The 22,606-nt window shown below is 39.8% G+C and carries 20 protein-coding genes; 7 read left to right on the plus strand and 13 right to left on the minus strand.

Features of this window, described 5'->3' with window-relative positions; all coding sequences use genetic code 11:
* Window positions 1-68: 68 nt before the first annotated feature.
* The 3 genes from BC659_RS04775 to BC659_RS04785 are packed head-to-tail and all read left to right on the plus strand — an operon-like array spanning window position 69 to window position 2,252.
* Window positions 69-764 (plus strand): hypothetical protein, encoded by a 696-nt coding sequence (locus BC659_RS04775; RefSeq protein WP_133473522.1) that lies wholly within the window; start codon window positions 69-71, stop codon window positions 762-764.
* Window positions 765-783: 19 nt separating this feature from the next.
* Window positions 784-1,524, plus strand: coding sequence for a hypothetical protein (locus BC659_RS04780; protein ID WP_133473523.1), 741 nt, complete (start codon window positions 784-786; stop codon window positions 1,522-1,524).
* A gap of 38 nt (window positions 1,525-1,562) precedes the next feature.
* The gene (locus BC659_RS04785; protein WP_133473524.1) at window positions 1,563-2,252 is read left to right on the plus strand and encodes a hypothetical protein; all 690 of its coding nucleotides are present in this window, start codon (window positions 1,563-1,565) and stop codon (window positions 2,250-2,252) included.
* Between the two features lie 4 nt (window positions 2,253-2,256).
* Here BC659_RS04785 and galE read toward each other — a convergent pair whose 3' ends face one another.
* The 5 genes from galE to BC659_RS04810 all read right to left on the minus strand — a co-directional run bounded on the left by galE (window position 2,257) and on the right by BC659_RS04810 (window position 7,300).
* Entirely contained in the window at window positions 2,257-3,300 is a 1,044-nt protein-coding gene (galE, locus tag BC659_RS04790; RefSeq protein WP_133473525.1) for a UDP-glucose 4-epimerase GalE, read from the minus strand.
* Window positions 3,301-3,342: 42 nt separating this feature from the next.
* Entirely contained in the window at window positions 3,343-4,383 is a 1,041-nt protein-coding gene (locus BC659_RS04795) for an inorganic phosphate transporter (protein WP_133473526.1), read from the minus strand.
* A gap of 70 nt (window positions 4,384-4,453) precedes the next feature.
* On the minus strand, window positions 4,454-5,101 hold the full coding sequence (locus BC659_RS04800) for a DUF47 domain-containing protein (protein WP_133473527.1): 648 nt from the start codon (window positions 5,099-5,101) through the stop codon (window positions 4,454-4,456).
* Between the two features lie 357 nt (window positions 5,102-5,458).
* Window positions 5,459-6,508: a sensor histidine kinase gene (locus tag BC659_RS04805; protein WP_133473528.1), complete on the minus strand. Its 1,050-nt coding sequence runs from the start codon at window positions 6,506-6,508 to the stop codon at window positions 5,459-5,461.
* A gap of 111 nt (window positions 6,509-6,619) precedes the next feature.
* Window positions 6,620-7,300 carry a response regulator gene (locus tag BC659_RS04810; protein ID WP_133473529.1) on the minus strand — a complete coding sequence of 227 codons (681 nt, stop codon included), beginning with the start codon at window positions 7,298-7,300 and terminating at the stop codon, window positions 6,620-6,622.
* Between the two features lie 170 nt (window positions 7,301-7,470).
* Here BC659_RS04810 and BC659_RS04815 point away from each other — a divergent pair, with 170 nt between their 5' ends.
* The gene (locus BC659_RS04815) at window positions 7,471-9,657 is read left to right on the plus strand and encodes a hypothetical protein (protein WP_133473530.1); all 2,187 of its coding nucleotides are present in this window, start codon (window positions 7,471-7,473) and stop codon (window positions 9,655-9,657) included.
* Window positions 9,658-9,659: 2 nt separating this feature from the next.
* Here BC659_RS04815 and BC659_RS04820 read toward each other — a convergent pair whose 3' ends face one another.
* Window positions 9,660-10,295 (minus strand): MBL fold metallo-hydrolase, encoded by a 636-nt coding sequence (locus BC659_RS04820; protein ID WP_133473531.1) that lies wholly within the window; start codon window positions 10,293-10,295, stop codon window positions 9,660-9,662.
* Between the two features lie 61 nt (window positions 10,296-10,356).
* Between BC659_RS04820 and BC659_RS04825 the strand changes: the two genes are divergently transcribed.
* A complete protein-coding gene (locus BC659_RS04825) occupies window positions 10,357-13,734 on the plus strand; it encodes a hypothetical protein (RefSeq protein ID WP_133473532.1) in 3,378 nt (1,125 codons plus the stop codon).
* A gap of 95 nt (window positions 13,735-13,829) precedes the next feature.
* On the opposite strand, the gene nth is transcribed toward BC659_RS04825, so the two are convergent.
* The 7 genes from nth to BC659_RS04860 all read right to left on the minus strand — a co-directional run bounded on the left by nth (window position 13,830) and on the right by BC659_RS04860 (window position 19,323).
* Complete coding sequence (nth, locus tag BC659_RS04830; protein WP_133473533.1) at window positions 13,830-14,477, minus strand: endonuclease III; 648 nt, start codon at window positions 14,475-14,477, stop codon at window positions 13,830-13,832.
* A gap of 86 nt (window positions 14,478-14,563) precedes the next feature.
* Window positions 14,564-14,797 carry a hypothetical protein gene (locus BC659_RS04835; RefSeq protein WP_133473534.1) on the minus strand — a complete coding sequence of 78 codons (234 nt, stop codon included), beginning with the start codon at window positions 14,795-14,797 and terminating at the stop codon, window positions 14,564-14,566.
* A 213-nt stretch (window positions 14,798-15,010) separates the two neighbouring features.
* Window positions 15,011-15,316 carry an FtsB family cell division protein gene (locus tag BC659_RS04840; RefSeq protein WP_133473535.1) on the minus strand — a complete coding sequence of 102 codons (306 nt, stop codon included), beginning with the start codon at window positions 15,314-15,316 and terminating at the stop codon, window positions 15,011-15,013.
* Window positions 15,317-15,408: 92 nt separating this feature from the next.
* Window positions 15,409-16,701, minus strand: a complete 1,293-nt coding sequence (eno, locus tag BC659_RS04845; RefSeq protein ID WP_133473536.1) for a phosphopyruvate hydratase — start codon at window positions 16,699-16,701, stop codon at window positions 15,409-15,411.
* A 53-nt stretch (window positions 16,702-16,754) separates the two neighbouring features.
* Window positions 16,755-17,474 (minus strand): ATP-binding cassette domain-containing protein, encoded by a 720-nt coding sequence (locus tag BC659_RS04850; protein WP_133473537.1) that lies wholly within the window; start codon window positions 17,472-17,474, stop codon window positions 16,755-16,757.
* A gap of 101 nt (window positions 17,475-17,575) precedes the next feature.
* Entirely contained in the window at window positions 17,576-17,797 is a 222-nt protein-coding gene (locus BC659_RS04855) for a DUF6814 family protein (protein WP_133473538.1), read from the minus strand.
* Window positions 17,798-17,802: 5 nt separating this feature from the next.
* On the minus strand, window positions 17,803-19,323 hold the full coding sequence (locus tag BC659_RS04860; RefSeq protein ID WP_133473539.1) for an MFS transporter: 1,521 nt from the start codon (window positions 19,321-19,323) through the stop codon (window positions 17,803-17,805).
* Window positions 19,324-19,504: 181 nt separating this feature from the next.
* On the opposite strand from BC659_RS04860, the gene acs reads away from it, so the two are divergent.
* Both acs and BC659_RS04870 read left to right on the plus strand, forming a co-directional pair.
* Window positions 19,505-21,442 (plus strand): acetate--CoA ligase, encoded by a 1,938-nt coding sequence (gene acs, locus BC659_RS04865; RefSeq protein WP_133473540.1) that lies wholly within the window; start codon window positions 19,505-19,507, stop codon window positions 21,440-21,442.
* Between the two features lie 86 nt (window positions 21,443-21,528).
* Entirely contained in the window at window positions 21,529-22,416 is an 888-nt protein-coding gene (locus tag BC659_RS04870) for a WG repeat-containing protein (protein WP_133473541.1), read from the plus strand.
* Window positions 22,417-22,606 lie beyond the last annotated feature (190 nt).

Raw genomic sequence — 22,606 nt, forward strand, 5'->3', positions numbered from 1 at the left:
TGCCGCTGATACGTTTTAATGTCATGGTTAACAGATGATGCTTATATTTAATACAGTAAATATGTATTATGATAAGAGCATTCGCCATTATCCTCCTTTTTATCTTGTCGGTTATGCCCGCACGGGCACAAATAGGTTCCTATTCTTTTAATTCAAATGTTTTATACAACGATGGATATGGCATACCCTGGAGCTTTGATTTTCCGTTTTTAATGGATGGATCCCCATTTTTTGATACCAGTTTTTGTAAAGGCACGGTAACGCTCCCCAATGGTAAAACCTATGGTGATTTACAACTGAAAATCAACCTCGAACAACAAAAGATTATTTTTAATACAAATGATGGAAAAGCTTTTGCGCTTTCTCAGCCGGTTTCCAGACTTGAAATGTCCTGCAACGATCAAGTGAAACCGGTTGTCTTCAGATCAGGTTTTAGTGCTATTGACAAGCAGCATAGCCAGACTTTATATCAGGTTCTTGATTCGGGTAAGCTGATGTTATTGAAATATGTTGAAATCAGGTACAAAGATTCTAAAGCGTATGGCTCAAATGATATAACCCGTTCTTACAGACAAATACCCACCTATTACCTATGGATACCGGGTAAGGATCTGGTAAAAGCTCCTACAGATGAAAGTGAATTGCTTAACTTACTTCAGGATAAAAGAAAACAACTGATAGAAACCATAGAAAAGGATAAGCTGAAAATAAAAAAGGAAAGCGATTTAATCAGGCTAATTAATAGTTATAACCGGCTTTCATAACCTTCTTAAATAATGCATCATGAAAAATAGCAGTGTTTTTTTCATTATCCTGTTCATGGCAGCTTTTCAAAGTCAAGTAAAGGCTCAGGACTTTGAACGTATTGATCCGCTGAGACATGCCAAAGAGAATATTCATTTTTTGAACGATGCGAATGGAAGACCCTTTAAATCTGTCCGTAATTTTGAAGAAGAGGGCTCCCCTTACTTTTCTGAAAATTATCTGCAAAGCAATATTCAATTACGGAATGGTAAAACCTATCATAATATTCCCATCAAATTCAATCAATTAACCGGTGAAGTAATTTTCAAAACTTCTGATGGTCAGGAAATGCTGGTGGCAAACCCCTTTCAAAGAATTGAACTGCAGCACGAAGGAAAAACCTACATATTCAGAAGCGGTTTCCCTCCTATCGATAAACAAACCGATGTATCGGTATACCAGTTACTTGACTCGGGAACGGCTGTTTTATTGAAATATACTACGGTTCTGTATCAGGATAAACAGGTTTATAATTCTCCTAATACCGTGCGCACTTACAACAAAAAAGAAAATAATTATGCATGGACTCCTTCACAGGGGCTGGTACGTGTACCTAAAAAAGAGAATGAATGGGCTGCTTTTTTTGGAAGTCTGCATACAGAAATGAAAAGCTTTATCAAAAAAGAAAATGTAAAATTAAAAAATGAGGAAGACATCATAAGAATATTCCGTCATTATAATCAATTATTGAAACAGGTTAGTGCAGCCAACACCAACTGACTATTCTTATATTATCTCATAAGGGAATTACAAAGCACATGAAATATTCAGCATTATTCATCGCACTATCGATGTTTGTAACGATTACCTATTGCCAAACACCTAATATGGCTGTTAGCAGGGTAGAAATGGATCGGTTTATGGTGGATGCGAATGGAAGGTTATTGAAACCTGATGGGGATTACAATGAAGAAGGTACACCTTATTTTTCGAGAAATTTCTTACCCGGAACAGTAACCATCCTGAAGGGCAATACATACCATGGTTTGCAAGTGAGAATTAATTTCCATACACATGAAATTATTTTCCTAGATCCTGATGGCAGAGAAATGGTTGTGGCACAGCCCGTTGAAAGAGTTGAACTTACAACACCGGAAGGAAAAAAAATATTCAGGTCTGGATATGCACCTATTGATAAACAGGATCCCAATGTTTTTTACGAGGTATTGGATTCGGGGGCTGTAAGCCTGCTGAAATATACAGAAGTAAGTTTCAGTGAAAGACAACCTTATCCGAATGCACGTTATGTTCGCACTTATCGGGACAAGGTCTTTTATTATATGGCAAAAGGCATACAATTAGAAAAACTCCCAAAAAATACTGATGAGCTGCCTGCTATGTTTACAGGTAAAGAAGCAAAGCTTACAGAACTGATTAAAAGAGATAAATTAAAATTGAAAAAGGAAAGCGATATGATTCAGCTTTTCAGGTATGCAAATACCTTATAACTTTTTAATTATGTGAGATATTCTCTTCTTCCTTTTTGATCTTTTGTTCCCAAGCCCAGGCAGTACGCATCATTTCAGTAATGTTGTATTTAATTTGCCAACCCAGTAAACTGATAGCTTTTTCATTATTGGCATAAATAGCTTCTATATCCCCGGGTCTTCTTGGTCCGATTTCATATTTCAATGTAACGCCACTTATGTTTTCAAAACTTTTAATGGCTTCCAATACGGTAATACCGATACCCGTACCCAGGTTAAACACTTCACAGGATGCTGTATTCTTCCCCTTGGTAAGATATTCCAGCGCCAGTGTATGAGCATGGGCTATATCAGAAACATGCACGTAATCGCGGATACAGCTACCATCCCTTGTATCATAATCGCTCCCGTAAACCGTCATTTTAGGTAGCTTGCCGATGGCTGTTTGTGTAATAACCGGCACTAAGTTTTGGGGTTTCCCCAGAGGCAATTCCCCAATTAAATTGGAAGGATGTGCACCCACCGGATTAAAATAGCGAAGCAGTATAACAGAAGTTTTTCCGGATTCAGCTGTAAAATCTTTGAGTATTTCTTCCGCCATTTTTTTGGTGGCCCCATAAGGAGATGCTGCGGGCTGTAAAATTGTTTCTTCTGTAACCGGCGAAACATCCGGATTACCATATACTGTGCAGGACGAGGAAAAAACAAAATGTGGTACAGAAAATTCTTTTACACACTTCAAGATATTAATGAGAGCACCTATATTATTCTCATAGTACATAAGAGACTGATCTACTGATTCTCCGACTGCTTTATAGGCTGCAAAATGAATAACGCCGGCTATATCCGGGTTTTCCTGAAAAACGGCGAGTGTTTCATCAAAATTTTTCAGGTCAACCTTATAATTTTTAACCCTTTTCCCGGTAATAAGCTGGATTCCTGTTAATGGGTAAGGCGTAGATCTGGATTGATCATCAATAGAAATAACATCATACCCATTTTCGATAAGATCGACAATCGTATGAGACCCTATATATCCGCAGCCGCCTGTTACAAGTATCTTAACCATGATCAGAAATTGACACGGCAAAATACATCCTGCCGCTTAGAATCAGATAAATAATTTTACGATATAATAAAACAGTGCTGCCATCAAAGCCGAAACGGGAATGGTGAGTATCCATGCCCAAAGCAGGTTTACTGTAACACCCCAACGCACGGCACTTAAACGTTTCGTGGCTCCCACACCAATAATTGAGCCCGTAATGGTATGCGTGGTACTAACAGGAATACCCAGCTTTTCAGTAAGAAAAAGTGTAATGGCCCCGGCTGTTTCTGCACTTACCCCTTCCAGCGGTGTTACTTTGGTAATACGGGTTCCCATGGTTTTTACAATCTTCCATCCACCACTCATTGTTCCCAGTCCAATGGCCAGAAAGCTACAGAAAGGTACCCAACTATAATGCACCACAAACTCATTAAAAGACATTTGAACGCCCAATGTGCTTTCATAATAAATAATTGCAGCACCGATAATACCCATTACTTTTTGTGCATCATTACCACCATGACCCAGACTAAAAGCAGCCGATGAAACGAGCTGCAATTTTTTAAACCAGCTTTCTGCTTTATATGGATTTGCCCGTTTACAGAGGTGTACAATGAGAATGGTAATGATAAAAGCTATAATCATACCCAACAAAGGGGCAAAGAAGATGAAAAGGAAAGTGGGTATCACTTTCGCATAGTTTACAACATCAATACCGTTTTCACTAAAACCACCTGCGTGTGCCAATGCTGCTCCCATAAAGCCGCCCAATAAGGTATGCGAAGAACTGGAGGGAATACCAAACCACCAGGTAATCAGGTTCCAGGTAATAGCCGCCAGTAAACCTGCGAAAATCACTTCCAGTGTGATAAAGTTTTCATTAACGGATTTGGCAATTGTATTACCGATTTTAAATTCACCAATCAGGTATTTGGATATAAAGAAAGCTGCAAAATTGAATACAGCAGCCCATAATACAGCCTGAAAAGGTGTTAATACCTTTGTAGAAACAATAGTTGCGATAGAATTCGCAGCATCATGAAAACCGTTGATATAGTCAAAAACGAAAGCAAGTACTATGATGATAACCAGCAGCGTGAACATAAGGCTTGGGGTTTAATAACATAAAAAGAAAAAGGTGAGTATGGGTTTAGCTCACCTTTCACTTTTATTCTTAAGCATACTTGATAATAATGGATTCAATCACATTTGCTGCATCCTCACATTTATCGGTGGCAATTTCCATTACCTGGTATATTTCTCTTTTCTTGATTACTTCTTTAAAATCATTTTCCTGCTGGAACAACATTTCAATACTCATATCGAATACATCATCAGCCTGGTTTTCAATGCTGTTTACCTTTACCATCGCTTCCGTCATTTCACGCAGATTTTTCATATCGCGTAAACCATTAACCGCCTTTTTGATTTCAACCGTACCCTGCAAAATGAGATCTGCCATTTTCTGAATACCGGTATCATTCGGATTTACACTGTAGAAATTGATTTTTTTGGAAGAAGCGAAAATATAATCAGCAATATCATCAAGCGCAGTAGCGAGGTAGTGAATATCTTCTCTGTCGAAAGGCGTGATAAAGTTTCTGCCTAATTCTGTAAAAATGCGGTGGGTATTATCGTCGTTTTTATGTTCGAGGTCCTCAATCTGGGCAAGTACAGCTGCACGTTTGTTATTATCCGGCTCACTTACCATCTCCTTGAGTTTGAGGCCCATTTCGTGTACTTTCTCAGCAACATCCTCGAATAACTCATAGAAAACCTTATTCTTTGGCATAAATAAGCGACCGAATGTATTGATACCCATAATTTAAAATTTATGCAAAAATAGCTTCCTGATTTCGATGTAGGAAGGAAAAGCGAGAATTAATAATTAGGTAACATTAAAATCTGCTTATTTTTTGTATTGAATCAGCGAACAACTGAATTTGATAACAGTTTATTCGTATTGCCATCATATAGACATAACAATCCATCAGGAGTTTTGCAGCACAGTTTATCGTAATTGAGCAACGAAAGTAGATTTTCTCATGTGTGAACCCCTGATTTCTATCGGGGGTTTTTCGTGAATGGTGAATGGTCAATGGTGAATAAAAGGTACTGGTAGCAACATTTATTAATAACGACCATTCTTTCACCATTGACCCTTCACCATTCACGCGTCTTATTCCCTCCTTCGTTCCAATGTAAACCCGATCGTAGTACCCACATCAAGTTTACTGCGGACATGCATGGTTTGTCCATGGGCCTCAATAATATGCTTACAGATAGCAAGTCCCAATCCCGTTCCACCTTTATCCCTGCTACGGCCTCTGTCAGTCCGGTAGAAACGTTCAAAAATGCGGGGCAGGTGTTCTTCGGCAATACCAATACCATCATCACTAAACTCTATAAGTACATGTTCTTCGTCTGTAGTATACACACTGGCTACAATCGAGCCGTCCTGTTTGCCATATTTAACCGCATTCTCCAACAGATTATTGATGACCTGTCTGATTTTTTCCTGATCAGCGAAAACAATAAGTGGCGATTCACAGCCCTTTTTAATACTGCACCTGATATTTTTAGCTGAGGTCTTAATAGAAAGGGTCTCATATATTTCCCGGATCAGATCCTGAATCACAAAATTTTCTTTGTACAAAGGCTGTTCGCCACTTTCCAACCTCGAAATTTCGTCCAGATCCTCTACAAGGTTTACCATCCTGTCTACATTACGAGCCGTATTCTCCAGAAAACGTTTACTTACTTCAGGAGAATCCATGGCACCGCCCAGTAAGGTATCCACATACCCCTGAATAGCAAAAATGGGTGTTTTAAACTCGTGGGCCAGATTTTGCAGAAACTCTTTACGATAGGCTTCATTATTTTTCAACAACTCAATCTCTGCACTTCTTTGTTCTGCCCATTTTTCTACATCTTCCCGCACTTCATCAATCCCTTTCTGCGGAAGTATGTATTTATAATAGGTCTCTTCTCTTTTACTGGCTTTGGTCTGGTAAATGAATTTATAAATCAGCTTGATTTTTCTGTAAATAAAAGACTCCAGTACAACCCTGATAAGCAGATAGCTACCCAGAAAAATAACTACAAACGAAATGAGTGTAATCAGCCAGTCGGGACGAATGATCCAGATACCCAGAGAAATGGGAACAGATAACATCAGAGCTGTAAAAGCCGATAACTGCTGGGGTGAAAGATTTTTGGGTTTAAACATCTACGTTAAAGGTAAGCAGAAGAAACCGGAAGACCGAGAGTCTGTAATATATAGAGGAATTTGACAGGGATTGAGGCTTGCAGCTTGTGGCCTGTAAGTTGTAGCTATAAATTAAAGCTCAAACTTATAACCTACCCCTTTCACCGTAGTAATACAGTCTATACCCAGCTTTTGACGTACTTTACGAATATGTACATCAATGGTACGATCACCTACAATTACATCATTACCCCAAATCTGTGAAAGTATTTCGTTGCGCAGGAAAACACGTCCGGGGCGGGATGCCAGCAGATAGAGCAGTTCAAATTCCTTTTTAGCAAGTATCACTTCAGTATCATCCACATTTACCATAAACTTTACCGGATCAATCTGAATATTGCCAATTTTAATGGTTTTACCTGTTTCTTTTCCATTAAGGCGGCGAAATAGTGCGTTTACACGGCTTACCAATACTTTCGGACTAATGGGCTTGCTTACATAATCATCTGCACCTGTTTCAAGTCCTTTGATCTGTGAGGCTTCATCGCTTAAAGCAGTGAGAAAAATGATCAGTGTATCCTGAAACAGAGGTTGGCTGCGCAGTATCTGGCAAACTTCAACTCCTGTTTTTTTAGGCATCATGATGTCAAGGATAATAAGATCAGGATGAATCTGTTTAGCCCGCTCAATTGCCTCATTTCCGTCTTTGGCCGTATATACTTCATAACCTTCTTTGGTAAGGTTATAAGTAATGATTTCTAATATATCCTGCTCATCGTCTGCTATCAGAATCTGTTTGGCCTTGCCTTCCATTGTTAACCTTATGTTTACACAAAATTAATTTTAAAGATTGGCATAATGGGTTTTTGGCACTATTATGTTATTGTTAACTCAATTTCGGACATAAAATGGGTCTAAACCATTAAAAACGGGTTATCCACCATTTCGTTCATTTGGCAGTATTTTTGCACAAGGATATGAGCATGAAGAAATTTTACCTGATTATACTGATCTCGTCTTTGATGAATACGGCATTCGCACAGGAGCAAATGCCCATACCTCCTGTACCCGCTATGCGCGAATTACACCATGAGTATATACAAACCTCATTACGCAATATCGCCCGGCTCAGCAGTGCGGCAGATGCCGTTTTCCCGGTTACCAATGACCCGAAACTCAATCAGTCCATTGATAAAACCATTCGCATATATGTAAACAATATGCGGGCCATAGTTGAGTCTAGCACCCAATTGAACGACAACCAGAAATACCTGTGGTTAAGAGGTATTAATGATATACTTACCGGTTTTCAATCTGCATGGCAGGCTAAGCTCATTAAAAACGTTATGTATCCCGGGCTGATCAAGGCTTTTTATCAGGCCATGCAACTGGAAATGCAGGGAGAGTCTATTCTCCCTGTTGTTAAGAATAATGAACTTGAAATAGGCAATATTCTGATCCAGAACTTTTGTCTTAAAAACAATATAGGTATTGAAGCTGCCAAAGATGTACTGGTATTAAAAACCTGCCAGCGCGAACCTGCCAGTATTTTAAAAATACTTACCCGCTTTCCGGAAAATAGTTATGCCGACAGTCTCATAACAGTTGCAGCCTTCCGCGACCAGGAAGAACTCTATAACTATGCAGCGGCCCCCAATGCATTGGGTAAACGTATCCAGACAGTTGATCATCCATTGGTGAAATTGATTGCACGGCTTTCACAATCCAAGACCGGAAGGATGTATTTCCCTTTTCTGGATGATTTGTATCAGGGGAAAATAACCATAGAAAAAATTGCACCTGTTTTGGCTGATGAAAACTCAGACGCATACTATAAACTCCTTGTAAAAACAAGGGTTGGTTATGCAGAAAGAATGAGAAGAGGTGATACACCTATGGCAGCCAAAACACTGGCAGCTAAGCTGAAAAGCAAGGCCATTGAGATGTACATCAATGAAATCAATGCACTGCACGATGAAAACAATCCGGCCATACGTTTCAAAAAAATCGATTCACTCAACCCGCAGGAGCTCTACTACCTCGCCGTTTTAGGAGAGGAAGAAATTTATACTTCCAGCTTTGTATCAGGTGTTTATCCGCGTATTTTTTTACGTTCCAAACAGGCAGATGCGGATTCATTGCTGCAATCACTCGGGTACGACTTTTACAGAAAGTTCATAAAAATGTCTGCCGCTTATAATACGCTCGATGATTTTCTGAAACGTATGAGCAAACCTGCTGCCGAAAAACTCATGCGGAATTTCGTGAACGGGCTTGAAAAAACAGGTTCATTGGAAGATGCAGTAGATGTTGCCGACTCTTATGCCAGTATTTACAATAAAGGTATCCGCCATCTTATTCTTACACAGGTACAGCAAAATTTAAAAAACAGTCAGTCGCAGAAAGACAAAAGAGCATCTGTAATTTACAACCTGTTACATACCATTTTTGTCTCTGCTGATTCTGCAGGAAAAACCAATTTATCAGCCACATTGGGTATTAATACGGTTTATAATATGCCCCTGAAAGAGCTGCAGAACGAATCGGGCCGGATTATTATCCAACAATACGCGTATGGCGATAAAGATGCTGAAAGTTATTTCGGCGCTTTTCTGGCCCGTTTTTCAAACAGCAACTGGCGTATTGTAAAAAAACCTTACTGGGTAGAAATCAATTCTGTTCGTGGTACCCCTGTTACCATTTATGCCAACCTGCCACTTGATGAAACCAAGGACCTAGATGCACTGGCACAGGATAGCCTGAATTATTATCTGAAAACCCAGGGTCTCGCCCCTACCATGGTTATTCACCGCGGACATAGCTATTATCTCCAACAAACAATCGACCAATTGGTACCATCTGCCAAAGTGGTATTACTGGGTAGTTGCGGGGGGTATCAAAAACTGAACCTGGTACTGGATATTTGTCCAACTGCGCATATCATCTCCTCCAAACAGGTGGCTGCCGGTGTACTGAATCAGGCACTGATAGATGCCATCACAGAACAGATCCGAATGAATAAGGACCTGGTATGGGAAGAAATATGGCAAAAGCTACAATCAAGGGTAACCGGGGGGTACAAGGAAAAGTTCGAAGATTATATCCCGCCCCATAAAAACCTGGGGGCCATTTTTATTATGGCCTATAATAAGGCTATGGAAATGGAGTAAACCTACAAAAAGGGGTTATGGTGCCGCTCATGCCCGATCGTCGTTTTCATACCATGCCCCGAGTATACTATCACCTCGTCCGGGAGAACCAGTATTTTTTTGTGGATGCTTTCCAGTAACGTGTTATGGTCGCCCCCGGGGAGGTCTGTTCGGCCGATACTTTCATAAAACAGTACATCACCCCCGATCAAAAAACGCTGTTCCTCGCAATAAAAGCATAAACTACCAGGCGAATGACCAGGTGTCAATATTACTTTCAAGGCATCGTTACCCAGCTTAACGGTGTCTCCTTCTGTTAGAAAGTGCAAAGGGCCCTTATAATTATCGAAAGGTAAACCCCAGCGTTCGCCGGAAAACGGAGCTTTTTCCAGAACAGCCTGCTCATCGGCGTGCAGATGGAGTTCCAGACCAAATTCATTATTTACCCATTTATTACCAAATACATGATCAAGATGGCAATGTGTATTGAGCAACTGAACGGGCTGAAGCTTCGTATCTTTTATAAAGTTTTTTAACGTTTCCTGTTCAGCGGAAAAGTAACATCCGGGATCAATTATAATAGCTTTGCCCTGTTCGTTATACACGATATAGGTATTTTCCTGAACGGGGTTGAACATAAAGGCCTTTACATGAAGCATACTGTTTTTTGTGAAGGTTTTACAGGGTAAATGACTAATTTTAAAACACTAAAGTTCGGATATGCAATTGAATCGCATCAAGAAAGGATTGGTTTTGGCCTTTTTTTTATTCCCCATCCTTTCCATGGCCCAGGTAAATACAGTTGAATTTGGTAAAAACAGGGTTCAACATAAAAAGCTGGTATGGAAATTTTATCAGTCACCCAATTTTAATACCTATACTTCACAAGGAGGTGTTGAGTTGGGTAAATTCGCCTCACAGGTAGCTGAAGAGGAACTTCGTTCATTAGAAAACTTCATAGAGTATTCTTTACAACGCCGTGCCAATATAGTAGTGTACAACAACTACAACGATTATAAAAGCAGCAATATCGGATTGGGTATCGACTGGCAGAATTCAGGAGGTGTTACTAAACTGGTTAATAATAAAATTGTGGTGTATTTCGATGGCAACCATGCCAATCTCAAGCGCCAGATCAGAGAAGGTATTGCCAGGGTATTAACAGATAACCTGCTTTTTGGTGATGATATCGGAGAGTTCGCCAGTAACCAGGCACTACTCGACCTTCCGAAATGGTTGGTAGATGGTTATGTATCTTATGCTGCAGAACCATGGAGCACTGCGAAAGATGATGACCTGAAAAGTGCCATCTTAAGTGGCTCATACCGTTCTTTTTATCAGTTTGCTTTTGAAAAGCCGGTTTTGGCGGGTCATGCTTTCTGGTACTATATAGGAGAAAAATACCGCAAAGAAAATATCACTTATCTCTTATACCTCGCACGTATTTACAAGAACCTCAATCAGGCCTGTATGCGTGTATGTAAAAAGAAGTTCAAAGAGGTACTGTCAGAATTTATGCAGTATCAGCAGGATCGTTACGCAAAAGATATTCGCCAGCGTAGAAATGCACCTAGAGGACAATTAAATGTGTCTGAAGAAGTTCGTAAAAAAGATTTCTTCCGTTTTCAGGCCAACCCTAATCCCAGAAGCACCACCTATGCAGTAGTAGAGTTTAACAAAGGAATTTACAGTGTGAAACTCATGGAGAACTTTTATGATGGAAAAGTACTGCTGAAAAGTGGTGTAAGAACCAATCAGGGAGATATTAATCCCAATTACCCGATTCTTGCATGGGATGGAAAAGGTACCCGTCTTTTAGTTGCCTATTGGGAAGACGGAAAAACCAAAATGTTTGTATACGATCTGATCTCAAGAATAAAACGCTATAAACAGGAAATTGAAGGACTTGATCAGATTCTTGACGCCAGCTTTATGCTCGACGCAAATTCATTGATTTTTAGTGCAGTGAAAAATGGACATACAGACATTTTCACTTACAAAATAGAGCAGAATAAATTAGAGCAGATAACGGATGATGTGTATGATGATCTGAATCCGACTTTTGTATCATTCCCCAATCGTTCTGGTATTATTTTCAGTTCAAACAGGCCATCGCCCAATGCTGTTAATGCCGACACTGTATTACCCAGCAGACACCATTATAATATTTACATGGTGGATATTCTGAATACAAGCAAGCAAAAGCAGATTACACAGCTTACCAACCTGAAATTTGGTAACGCCTCATATCCTATGCAATACAACACCAATCATTTCACTTTTGTATCAGATGAAAATGGTATTGGAAACAGATGGGCTGGTTTTTTTGCAACACAACGTAATGGCCTGGATACTTTATATTATGTAGGAGATGAATTACTCCGCAACCCTACACCAAAAGAATTTGATTCTACCTTACGTGCATGGCAAAGAGACGAACCCGATAGCGTAAGTTATTTTCAGGTATATAAAGATTCTACCTACACTTTCCCTATTACCAACTACCAGAGTTCTTTGTTAGAAACAAGGATTGCGGGCGACAATGGTCAGGTAAGTGAAGTGAGAAGAGAAGGAGATTTTAAATTTCTCTATAAACTACGTGTTGATGAACAGGCGCTGAATAAAAGAAATGTAAATAGCCGTCCAACCGAATACATGAAAAAGGTGATGGATGAAAAGAAAGCATCGGAAGGTAAAGCGATTATTTATAACAATGGTCTGGCTACTACTAAAGATACTACATCGAAAATATCTAAAGACTTCTTCCAGAATGAGTTTGCGGATGAAAAAGTGGATACCAGCAGGCGCTTGACAGATGAAGGACTCATACCAAGAACCAAATCATCACTCGAACGTTCAAGGCTGTTTGATTATCGTTTGAAATTCAGCAGCGATTATATCCTTAGCGGATTCACCAATAATGTACTCGTAAACAGATATCAGCCTTATGCCGGAGGTTCAGGACCTATACAACTGAATAATGGTAATGATTTCAATTTTACATTCCGTGTCGGCGTGAGTGATTTATTTGAAGACCAGAAATTTGTAGGTGGCTTCCGTTTTGGCACCAATCTGAGCGACAAGGATGTATTCTTCTCTTATCAGAATTTACGTAAGCGTTTCGATTGGGGATTAACTTATTACAGAAGTAACGTAAGCAACTTCTACAATATACCCTACAACAGTATGCTGATCACCAATCTGTATCAGGGTAATATCTCTTATGCATTTAATGAAGTGAAAAGCCTTAGAGCAACTGTTGCTTTAAGAACAGATCGTGGCGTATTGCGCTCGTTTGATAATGGCAGTGGTTTACCAGATCCGAATGCGCTGGCATTCCCGGATACCATCAGCCGATACATTGTATCCCGAATCGAATATGTACACGACAATACCATTAACCCTACCCAGAATATCTGGAATGGCCTTAGATACAAAGTATATTTCGATGTGAATATGCCTACCTTCAAAACCTCATTGAATAATGGAAAGGGTACCTTCAATTTTGGTTTTGATGCGCGCTATTACCATAAAATCTACCGCAACTTTATCTGGGCCGGACGTGCAGCTGCTGATTTTTCATGGGGTGGACAAAAACTCATCTACTATCTTGGTGGTGTAGATGGATGGATCGGTCCTAAATTCAATAGTCAGAATACACCGGCTCCCGATCAATCATATGCATTTCAGTCATTGGCTGTAAATATGCGTGGTTACAGACAGAATATAGCAAACGGTAACAATGCTTTTGTGATCAACAGTGAATTCAGGTTCCCTCTTTTTGCTACCCTGATCAACAAGCCAATCAACAACGCATTCTTACGCAATTTCCAACTGGTACAGTTCCTGGATCTGGGTACTGCCTGGAATGGAAAATATAACGGCATCAAACGCCCGGGTGACGTTATTTCAGACCCTTCATCTCCTGTAGTAGTTCGTATTGATGCAGGTGGACTTGGCCCATTTGCCGGTGGTTACGGATTTGGTGCAAGAAGTACCCTGCTCGGATACTTTATGAAGTTTGACGCTGGCTGGCCCATGAAAGGCATATTTAAAGGCAAGCCGGTTTACTATTTCGCAATCGGGTTCGACTTTTAAAGTTTGATTTTTTGATCTTTGATTTTTTGATTCAGACATTACAACCAAATCAAAAAATCAAAGATCAAAAAATCAAAAATCTCTATCGGCTTCTTTTACTTTTTCAGGCTTCTTATATAATACCTGCACAAATAACTCAATCCACATTGTTCGCATTTAGGGTTTCGTGCAAGGCAGGTGTAGCGACCATGCAGAATAAGCCAGTGATGGGCTTTATGCACCAATTCTTCCGGAATAAATCTGATCAGTTCTTTTTCAACCGCTAAAGGTGTACTGGCCTTCTCAGTTACCAGACCAAGTCTTTTACTCACCCTGAATACATGTGTATCTACCGCCATATTCGGCTGTTGATCTATTACACTGGTAATAACATTGGCCGTTTTTCTACCTACACCAGGTAGTTTTACCAGTTGTTCAACGGTCATCGGCACTTCTCCATTAAACTGCTCAAGCAGCATATTGGCCATACCAATGAGGTGTTTGGTTTTATTGTTAGGGTAAGAAATACTTCTGATATAAGGAAACAATTCATCGAAACTAGCTTTCGCCAGTTCAATAGGCGTAGGATATTTTGCAAAAATGGCAGGTGTGGTCAAATTAACCCGTTTATCAGTACACTGAGCCGATAAAATTACCGCCACCAGTAACTGGTATGGATTATCATATACCAGTTCAGTTTCTGCAACAGGAACATTTGTATGGAAATAATCAATAACGGCTGTGTACCTTTCTTTTTTTGTCATATTTTTTTATACAAAAAGCATTTTGCTTTTTGTACATCCAAAAATACGCGCTAAAAAAAGATAACTGAAATAAACAAAAGCTATGTTTATCGCTTGCGTACAGACTTATCTGCGTACTGCAGAATGGTTTTCAGCGATAATTTCGACGGTGATTCGAGCTTAAGCTTATCCAACTGGCGCATGGTACGTTTAAGGATATTCAATCGCTCTGTTAATTCAATATCTCCCTCTTCCAGCGCCTCCTCCACATTCTTTTTTATTGCGGGCGAACACTCTTTATACAGGTATAATATCAAATCCTCTTCTTTGAATTTTTTCATAAAAGTTCTGTTAGCTGAGAGGATACGGTATATCTTAAAACGGGAGATGTTGAATGATTATTGTAAGCCCTGGCTCAGTAAACAGAAAATTAGTGATTCGAAACAAAGAATTACTGAGAATACTCAATAATACATTGATAATCAATATTTTGTTTTTATAAAAAATGTACACTTACGCCAATGAGGAGTCGATATTGGCTTTTAAGCCTGTAGTTATTGGTTTTTGGGGGCCACGGAGTCTTCTATGATAAATATATCTTCCCCTTCTTTTTTCATGAGATAACGTTCACGGGCAAATTTCTCGAGAGCTGCAGGGTTACTTTGAATATCCTGTAATTCCTGCTTCGTTTTTTCAATTTCGTCCAGATAATATTTCTTCTTGGCTTCCAGTTTTTTTAGTTCAGCATTGCGCTCACGCTGCTGAAAAAAATCACGTTGATCAAAAAACAACATCCATACTACAAAAAAACCGCCGGCCAGCAGGTATTTATTGGTAATGATGGATGTAATTTTTTTCATAGAGTAAAACTAATAAAAAAAGGTTCAAGATTCAAGTAGCAGTCAGTGTGTACTTGTTTCTAGCAACTTGAATCTTGAACCTTATTACTCGACTATTTTTTTCCAAACTTCACTTTGCCCTTTGGGTAAACAGCTGTTTCACCCAGCATTTCTTCAATACGTATCAGTTGATTGTACTTCGCAATACGGTCGGTACGTGATGCTGAACCTGTTTTAATTTGTCCACAGTTCAAAGCAACTGCCAGATCCGCAATAGTGGTATCTTCTGTTTCGCCACTACGGTGACTCATAATGGTATTATATCCATTATGCTGCGCGAGTGTTACGGCATTAATGGTTTCTGTGAGTGTTCCGATCTGATTTACCTTAACGAGCAAACCGTTCGCAATGCCTTTATCAATACCTGTTTGTAAACGAGTTACATTGGTTACAAAAAGATCATCGCCTACTAACTGACATTTATTTCCAATAGCCTGTGTAAGTGATTTCCAGCCATTCCAGTCATCTTCAGCCATACCATCTTCAATAGAAACAATCGGATATTGTTTTACCCATTTTTCCCAGTATTTAACCAGTTCATCACTGCTCAATACTTTGCCATTACTTTTATGGAATACATATTTTTTCTTTTTTGCATCCCATAATTCACTGTTGGCAGCATCCATAGCGATTACAATCTGTGATCCTGTTTTATAACCTGCTGCCTGTATTGATTCAAGAACGGTTTCAATAGCTTCTTCGTTGCTCTGTATATTGGGTGCAAAACCACCTTCATCTCCCACATTGGTGCTATATCCTTTTTTCTTCAGTACGCTTTTCAGGGTATGAAAAATTTCTACGCCCCAACGCAATCCTTCACTAAAGCTGGATGCGCCAACCGGCATAATCATAAACTCCTGAAAATCGATTTTATTATCAGCATGCGCACCACCATTCAGGATATTCATCATCGGAATGGGCAAGGTTTTGGCATTGGTTCCACCGATATAACGGTATAAAGGTAAACCAGCTTCTTCAGCAGCTGCTTTGGCTACTGCCATACTTACGGCCAACAATGCATTGGCGCCCAGTTTTCCTTTATTCGGTGTTCCATCTAATGCGATCATGGCCTCATCAATGGCTGCCTGTGCTGCCACATCATATCCAACAATAGCATCAGCTATCACATCATTTACATTTTTAACAGCTTTTAATACGCCTTTTCCTACGTATTTCTTTTTGTCATTATCACGCAGTTCTACTGCCTCATGAATACCTGTGCTGGCTCCACTGGGAACAGCGGCTCGGCCTAAAGCACCATCGTCTGTTAATACATCTACTTCTACGGTAGGGTTTCCGCGGCTGTCGAGTATCTGACGAGCGTGTACTTCAATAATGTAACTCATTTTGATTGCTTGTTTTAATGATCAATTGGTTGTTAGGTATGCAATTTAAGCAATTAGACTGAAGCCTGTGCTACTGTAAGGTTACGAAACACATCTTCCAGATTGCCCCCTGAGGTTTTTAGCAGGTTTGCCACATCATCATCTGCAACAATATTACCTCTGTTAATAATAACTACACGTTCACAGATAGCCTGTACCTCCTGTAGAATATGAGACGAAAAAAGAATGGTTTTATGTCTGCCCTGCTCCCTGATAACATTCCTGATTTCAATAATCTGATTGGGATCCAGTCCACTGGTAGGTTCATCCAGAATAAGTACTTCGGGGTCATGAATCAGCGCCGCAGCCAGTCCTACTCTTTGTTTATATCCTTTAGATAACTGGCCCGTTTTCTTATGTGCCTCTATACCAAGCCCCGTAAGCTCGATAACATCAGCTACCGCTTTAGCCGTTTTTGTAATACCATGTACGCCAGCAATAAAAGAAAGATATTCCTTTACATACATATCATAATAAAGAGGATTGGCTTCGGGTAGGTAACCGATTTTTTTCTTGGCTGCCAGAGGATCTTTCTGCACATCAATACCACATACACTTACCGATCCCTGATCAGCTGTTAAGTAACCGGTAATGATTTTCATCGTAGTGCTTTTTCCCGCTCCATTCGGTCCCAAAAAACCCAGAATCGTACCCTTTTCCGCCGTAAAAGAAACATCGTTTACGGCTTTCTGGGAACCAAAACTTTTAGTCAGTTTTTTTATTTCAATAGACATAAAGTAAAGGTATTGACAGAATATGGTAAGAAAGAGATAAAAATGAAGAAAACAACCAAGATTACAGGCTTCCACTGATTAAAAAGCCCCTGAAAATTGTATCAGCTTTCCTGATCATATTCCCCTTTTACTGCATAGTATCCAAATAAGCTCAACCCAAAAGCAATGGGCAGAAATACAACCACAAACACGCCCCATTGTATCCAGGTATCTGCTGAAGGTTTTACTATAATTTCACTGTAAGCAGTTTTTACCAGAAAAAATATTGCCAACGGCCCCAGTAGCAGCCATACCATTCCTGCCATTCTTTTTACCTGTTTCATATATTTCAGTGAATTGCTTTTTTATTACTTAAATAGAGTACCCCTATTACCAGACAAATACCTGCCACAATAATCGGATACATTAATCCCGCCAATTGATTGTTCGCATAAATTGTTGTTAACAAAGTGGCGACAAAAGGTGTGAGTCCGCCAAATACGCCATTACCTATATGATAAGGTAAAGACATAGATGTGTAACGGATCTTTGTAGGAAACAACTCAACCAGGAAAGCTGCAATAGGGCCATATACCATAGTTACATAAACAATCATCAGAAATACAATACCAATCATTTTCCAGTAAACAGTGCCGCCAACTTCCTTCGTAAGGGTTATAACAGGTAATGCGGTTTTCTTTAATCCATCTCCATACAAGGTATCTTTTGTACTTGCATGAAATATTGAGCCATCCGAAAAAAAGCGATCTTCTTTTATGAGCCGTACAGAATCTGTTGTTCCAGCTATGGGCGTTAAGGTTACCTGCCTTTTCGAAAGATCAACCTGTTCTATCTTATTTGCCCCATCACTCAAATAAAGCAGCTCTGTAAACAACGGACGGTAAGTTAATACCGCTAACAACATCCCGGTCAACATAATCCATTTTCTGCCTACTTTATCGCTCCAATGGCCAAAAAGTACAAATAAGGGAGTTCCGAAAACAATGGCCCAGATTAATATGGTACGCGACTGATCGAAATCGATTTTACAAACATTCTCCAGAAAAGATTGTGCATAAAACTGTCCGGTATACCATACCACCCCCTGTCCCATGGTAGCACCAAACAATGCCAGTAAAACCATTTTCAGGTTTGCCTTATGTCCGAAACTTTCTTTCAGTGGATTAACCGAAGTTTTTCCTTCTGATTTTAGTTTCGAAAACAGCGGAGATTCCTGCATTTTAAGGCGTATATAAATAGATACAATCACCAGCACAATAGAAAGTAAGAAAGGAATACGCCAGCCCCAGTCATTAAACTTCGCGATAGAAATCTGTTTATCAGCATCAAGACTATGTCTGGTTAATAAAATAACTCCTAAGGAAACAAAAAGACCAAGTGTGGCGGTAGTTTGTATCCATGAGGTAAAATATCCTCTTCGGTGAGCAGGTGCATGTTCAGCAACATAAGTGGCTGCTCCTCCATATTCACCTCCCAATGCTAAACCCTGGAGCAACCTTAACAGCAATACAATAATAGGTGCAGCAAAACCAATACTTTCATAAGAAGGTACAAGACCGATGGCAAAAGTGGAACCACCCATTAACACCAGCGTCAAGAGAAATGTATATTTCCTTCCAACAATATCACCCAATCTGCCAAATACCAGTGCTCCAAAAGGACGTACAATAAAACCTGCCGCAAAAGTAGCAAGCGTAGACAATAATGCTGCAGTTGGATTTGTTTTTGGGAAGAATTGTCCGGCTATCACCGTTGCAAGACTACCAAAAATGTAAAAATCATACCACTCGATAAGCGTACCCAATGAAGAAGCAGTGATGACTTTCCAGATGCCATTTTCTTTTTTCATATAAGCATACAACTTACTGCAAAGAAACGATTTCACCAAGCTTAGCTTACTGCGTAGGATGGATTGTGACAAAAATTGTTTATGCTGATAATCGCCCTATTAAAAGCGAACAGTCATTCGTATAAAGCAGGTTTCTCGTCCTGAATCATCACGTATATTTATAGCCTGAAATCCGATTGTTATGTCTTATCCTTATCAGATTAAAAGTTTTGAGGCCTATAAAGAAGCGTATCAAAAAAGTATACAGGATCCGGAATCGTTCTGGGGAGAAATTGCATCGCATTTTACCTGGCGAAAAAAATGGGACAAAGTTTTGGAATGGAACTTTACCGAACCCCGTGTAGAATGGTTTAAAGGAGGAAAACTGAATATAACAGAAAACTGTCTTGATCGCCATCTTGAAACAAAATCTAATCATCCAGCTATTATCTGGGAGCCCAATGCACCTGATGAAAATAATCGTGTGCTTACTTATAGGAAGCTGCATGAAAAAGTTTGTCAGTTCGCCCATGTACTTAAAAATAACGGGGTAAAGAAAGGCGATCGGGTTTGTATTTATATGGGCATGATTCCTGAACTGGCCATAGCCGTATTAGCCTGCGCACGCATTGGCGCCATTCACTCAGTTGTATTTGGTGGATTTTCTGCTCAGAGTATTGCAGACAGGCTTGAAGATGCGCAAGCTACATTCATTGTTACCTGTGATGGCGCATACAGAGGAGCAAAAGATATTCCTTTAAAATCTGTGATTGACGATGCTCTTATCGGAAATAAAACTATTAAACGGGTAATTGTTGCTACAAGAACTCGAACACCTGTATCAATGATCAAAGGAAGGGATGTATGGTGGGAAGACGAGATGAAACAGGTGGAAGAAAAAGGGGTCACATTTATTGAAGCCGAAGAAATGGATGCAGAAGATCCGCTCTTTATTCTGTATACATCTGGATCTACAGGTAAACCCAAAGGTGTTGTGCATAGCGTTGGGGGGTATATGGTATATACCAACTATACTTTTGTAAATGTATTTCAATACCAGACCGGACAGGTTCATTTCTGCACGGCTGATATTGGTTGGATCACCGGACATAGCTATATCGTTTATGGCCCACTGAGTGCAGGTGCTACTTCTCTTTTATTTGAAGGGGTACCTACCTGGCCAGATGCAGGCCGATTCTGGGATATCGTAGATAAATATTGTGTCAATATATTGTACACAGCTCCCACAGCAATCCGCAGTCTGATGGGATTTGGCCTGGGCCCTTTACAAGGCAAAAATCTCTCTTCCTTGAAAGTATTGGGTACAGTAGGTGAACCCATTAACGAAGAAGCCTGGCATTGGTACGATGAACATGTTGGTAAAAGAAAATGTCCGATCGTAGATACCTGGTGGCAAACCGAAACCGGTGGATGCCTGATTTCAAATCTGGCGGGTATTACCCCTGCCAAACCAGGTTGGGCCACATTACCTATGCCAGGTCTGGAAATGGTATTGGTAGATGAAAACGGAAAAGAAGTGATCCAACAAGGCGACGAAACTATTTCTGGAAATTTATGTATTAAATCTCCATGGCCCTCTATTTTAAGAACTACCTACGGAGATCATGAAAGATGCAGAACCAATTATTTTGCCACTTATGAGAATATGTATTTTACCGGCGATGGCGCACTAAAAGACAAAGATGGCTTTTTCCGTATAACAGGCAGGGTCGATGATGTTTTAAATGTAAGTGGCCACCGCATTGGCACAGCAGAAGTTGAAAATGCCATTAATATGCATGCGGGTGTCGTTGAAAGTGCTGTAGTGGGCTATCCGCACGACATTAAGGGGCAAGGCATATATGCCTATATCATTTATCAAGGCTCACACGCACAGGATACACATGGTACCGGTGACCTTGTGAGGAGAGATATTCTGCAAACCGTAACACGGATCATAGGAGCTATCGCCAAACCGGATAAAATTCAGTTTGTAAGTGGCCTGCCTAAAACAAGAAGCGGTAAGATCATGCGTAGAATTTTACGGAAGATTGCAGAAGGTGAAACAGAAAATCTTGGCGATACCAGCACCCTGCTTGATCCAGGTGTAGTAGATGAGATCAAGAAAGGCAGATTATAACTCTACAGCATAACCTGGCAAAAAACACAGTCTGTCAGGCTATGTCCGATATACCATCAATCACGCATTAATAGTATATTTAAACAATGAAGAAGATTTTTTTTCTTTATTTGTTGACGCTGTTTTCTCTCAACAGCTATACCCAAAATCTAATCTGGTTCATCGAAAACGATAAGTTCGGATATGCCCATAAAACAACAGGCCGAACAGTTATCACTCCTCAATTTACATTTGCGGGCTATTTCAGTGAAGGCACTGCTGTAGCAGCTGTAGGCAATCATTTACTATCATCTAAATATGGTTTCATCAATGAAAAAGGAAAATGGCTCATCATACCACAATTCAATGCGGCCGGTAATTTTTCAGAAGCAAAAGCCAGGGTACAACAGAATGGGAAATGGGGTTATGTCAATAAAAAAGGGATTTTTATTATTCAGCCGCAGTTTGCACTTTGTTATGATTTCAAAGAAGGATTGGCACAGGCTTCCGTAAAAAATAATTTGTGGGGGCTGATAGACAGTACCGGAAAATTTATTGTGCAGCCAGAGTTTTATAGCATTACAGATGTATTTGCAGGCATTACATGTATACAAAAAAACATAACTGATAAATGGGAAATTCTGGATATCAAAAAGAAAACAAGTATCAAAACAAACTTCACACGCATGCATGCTTTTGCAGATAGTCTGGCACCTGCACGTGATACAAGTAATAAGTGGGGCTTTGTAAATACACATGGCAATTGGGTTATTCAACCCATTTTTACCAATGCCAGTTCATTCAGTGAAGGATTGGCTGCTGTTGAAAAAGAATACGGCTCATGGGGCTTTATTAATAAAAATGGAGAATGGGTGATACCAGCTCAGTTCGACCGACCAGGCTATTTCTTTAAGGGACTCGCATTACTGGAAAAAGGGTCAGATATCGTTTATGTTGACAAAGAAGGAAGTCTCGTTTTCAGTTTTAAGCGATGACCATTTTTAAAATTCACATCATAATACATGTTCTGATTTTCCCAGAAAATACAATATCAATGGCCCCAGAAATAAAATAATGATGATAACCACAGCTGGTATCATAACAAACAGATGAACCTGCTTTTGAATGATATTTTGTTTCAGTGCTTTAACAAGTAAAGCTATAAAGCAAAAGCATCCCACCCAT

This window comes from Sediminibacterium goheungense (genome assembly GCF_004361915.1).
GTDB classification, from domain to species: domain Bacteria; phylum Bacteroidota; class Bacteroidia; order Chitinophagales; family Chitinophagaceae; genus Sediminibacterium; species Sediminibacterium goheungense.

Coding starts and splice junctions, on each gene's coding strand:
- BC659_RS04775 (WP_133473522.1), top strand. CDS start 69: ATGATAAGAGCATTCGCCATTATCCTCCTTTTTATCTTGTCGGTTATG.
- BC659_RS04780 (WP_133473523.1), top strand. CDS start 784: ATGAAAAATAGCAGTGTTTTTTTCATTATCCTGTTCATGGCAGCTTTT.
- BC659_RS04785 (WP_133473524.1), top strand. CDS start 1,563: ATGAAATATTCAGCATTATTCATCGCACTATCGATGTTTGTAACGATT.
- galE (WP_133473525.1), bottom strand. CDS start 3,300: ATGGTTAAGATACTTGTAACAGGCGGCTGCGGATATATAGGGTCTCAT.
- BC659_RS04795 (WP_133473526.1), bottom strand. CDS start 4,383: ATGTTCACGCTGCTGGTTATCATCATAGTACTTGCTTTCGTTTTTGAC.
- BC659_RS04800 (WP_133473527.1), bottom strand. CDS start 5,101: ATGGGTATCAATACATTCGGTCGCTTATTTATGCCAAAGAATAAGGTT.
- BC659_RS04805 (WP_133473528.1), bottom strand. CDS start 6,508: ATGTTTAAACCCAAAAATCTTTCACCCCAGCAGTTATCGGCTTTTACA.
- BC659_RS04810 (WP_133473529.1), bottom strand. CDS start 7,300: ATGGAAGGCAAGGCCAAACAGATTCTGATAGCAGACGATGAGCAGGAT.
- BC659_RS04815 (WP_133473530.1), top strand. CDS start 7,471: ATGAAGAAATTTTACCTGATTATACTGATCTCGTCTTTGATGAATACG.
- BC659_RS04820 (WP_133473531.1), bottom strand. CDS start 10,295: ATGCTTCATGTAAAGGCCTTTATGTTCAACCCCGTTCAGGAAAATACC.
- BC659_RS04825 (WP_133473532.1), top strand. CDS start 10,357: ATGCAATTGAATCGCATCAAGAAAGGATTGGTTTTGGCCTTTTTTTTA.
- nth (WP_133473533.1), bottom strand. CDS start 14,477: ATGACAAAAAAAGAAAGGTACACAGCCGTTATTGATTATTTCCATACA.
- BC659_RS04835 (WP_133473534.1), bottom strand. CDS start 14,797: ATGAAAAAATTCAAAGAAGAGGATTTGATATTATACCTGTATAAAGAG.
- BC659_RS04840 (WP_133473535.1), bottom strand. CDS start 15,316: ATGAAAAAAATTACATCCATCATTACCAATAAATACCTGCTGGCCGGC.
- eno (WP_133473536.1), bottom strand. CDS start 16,701: ATGAGTTACATTATTGAAGTACACGCTCGTCAGATACTCGACAGCCGC.
- BC659_RS04850 (WP_133473537.1), bottom strand. CDS start 17,474: ATGTCTATTGAAATAAAAAAACTGACTAAAAGTTTTGGTTCCCAGAAA.
- BC659_RS04855 (WP_133473538.1), bottom strand. CDS start 17,797: ATGAAACAGGTAAAAAGAATGGCAGGAATGGTATGGCTGCTACTGGGG.
- BC659_RS04860 (WP_133473539.1), bottom strand. CDS start 19,323: ATGAAAAAAGAAAATGGCATCTGGAAAGTCATCACTGCTTCTTCATTG.
- acs (WP_133473540.1), top strand. CDS start 19,505: ATGTCTTATCCTTATCAGATTAAAAGTTTTGAGGCCTATAAAGAAGCG.
- BC659_RS04870 (WP_133473541.1), top strand. CDS start 21,529: ATGAAGAAGATTTTTTTTCTTTATTTGTTGACGCTGTTTTCTCTCAAC.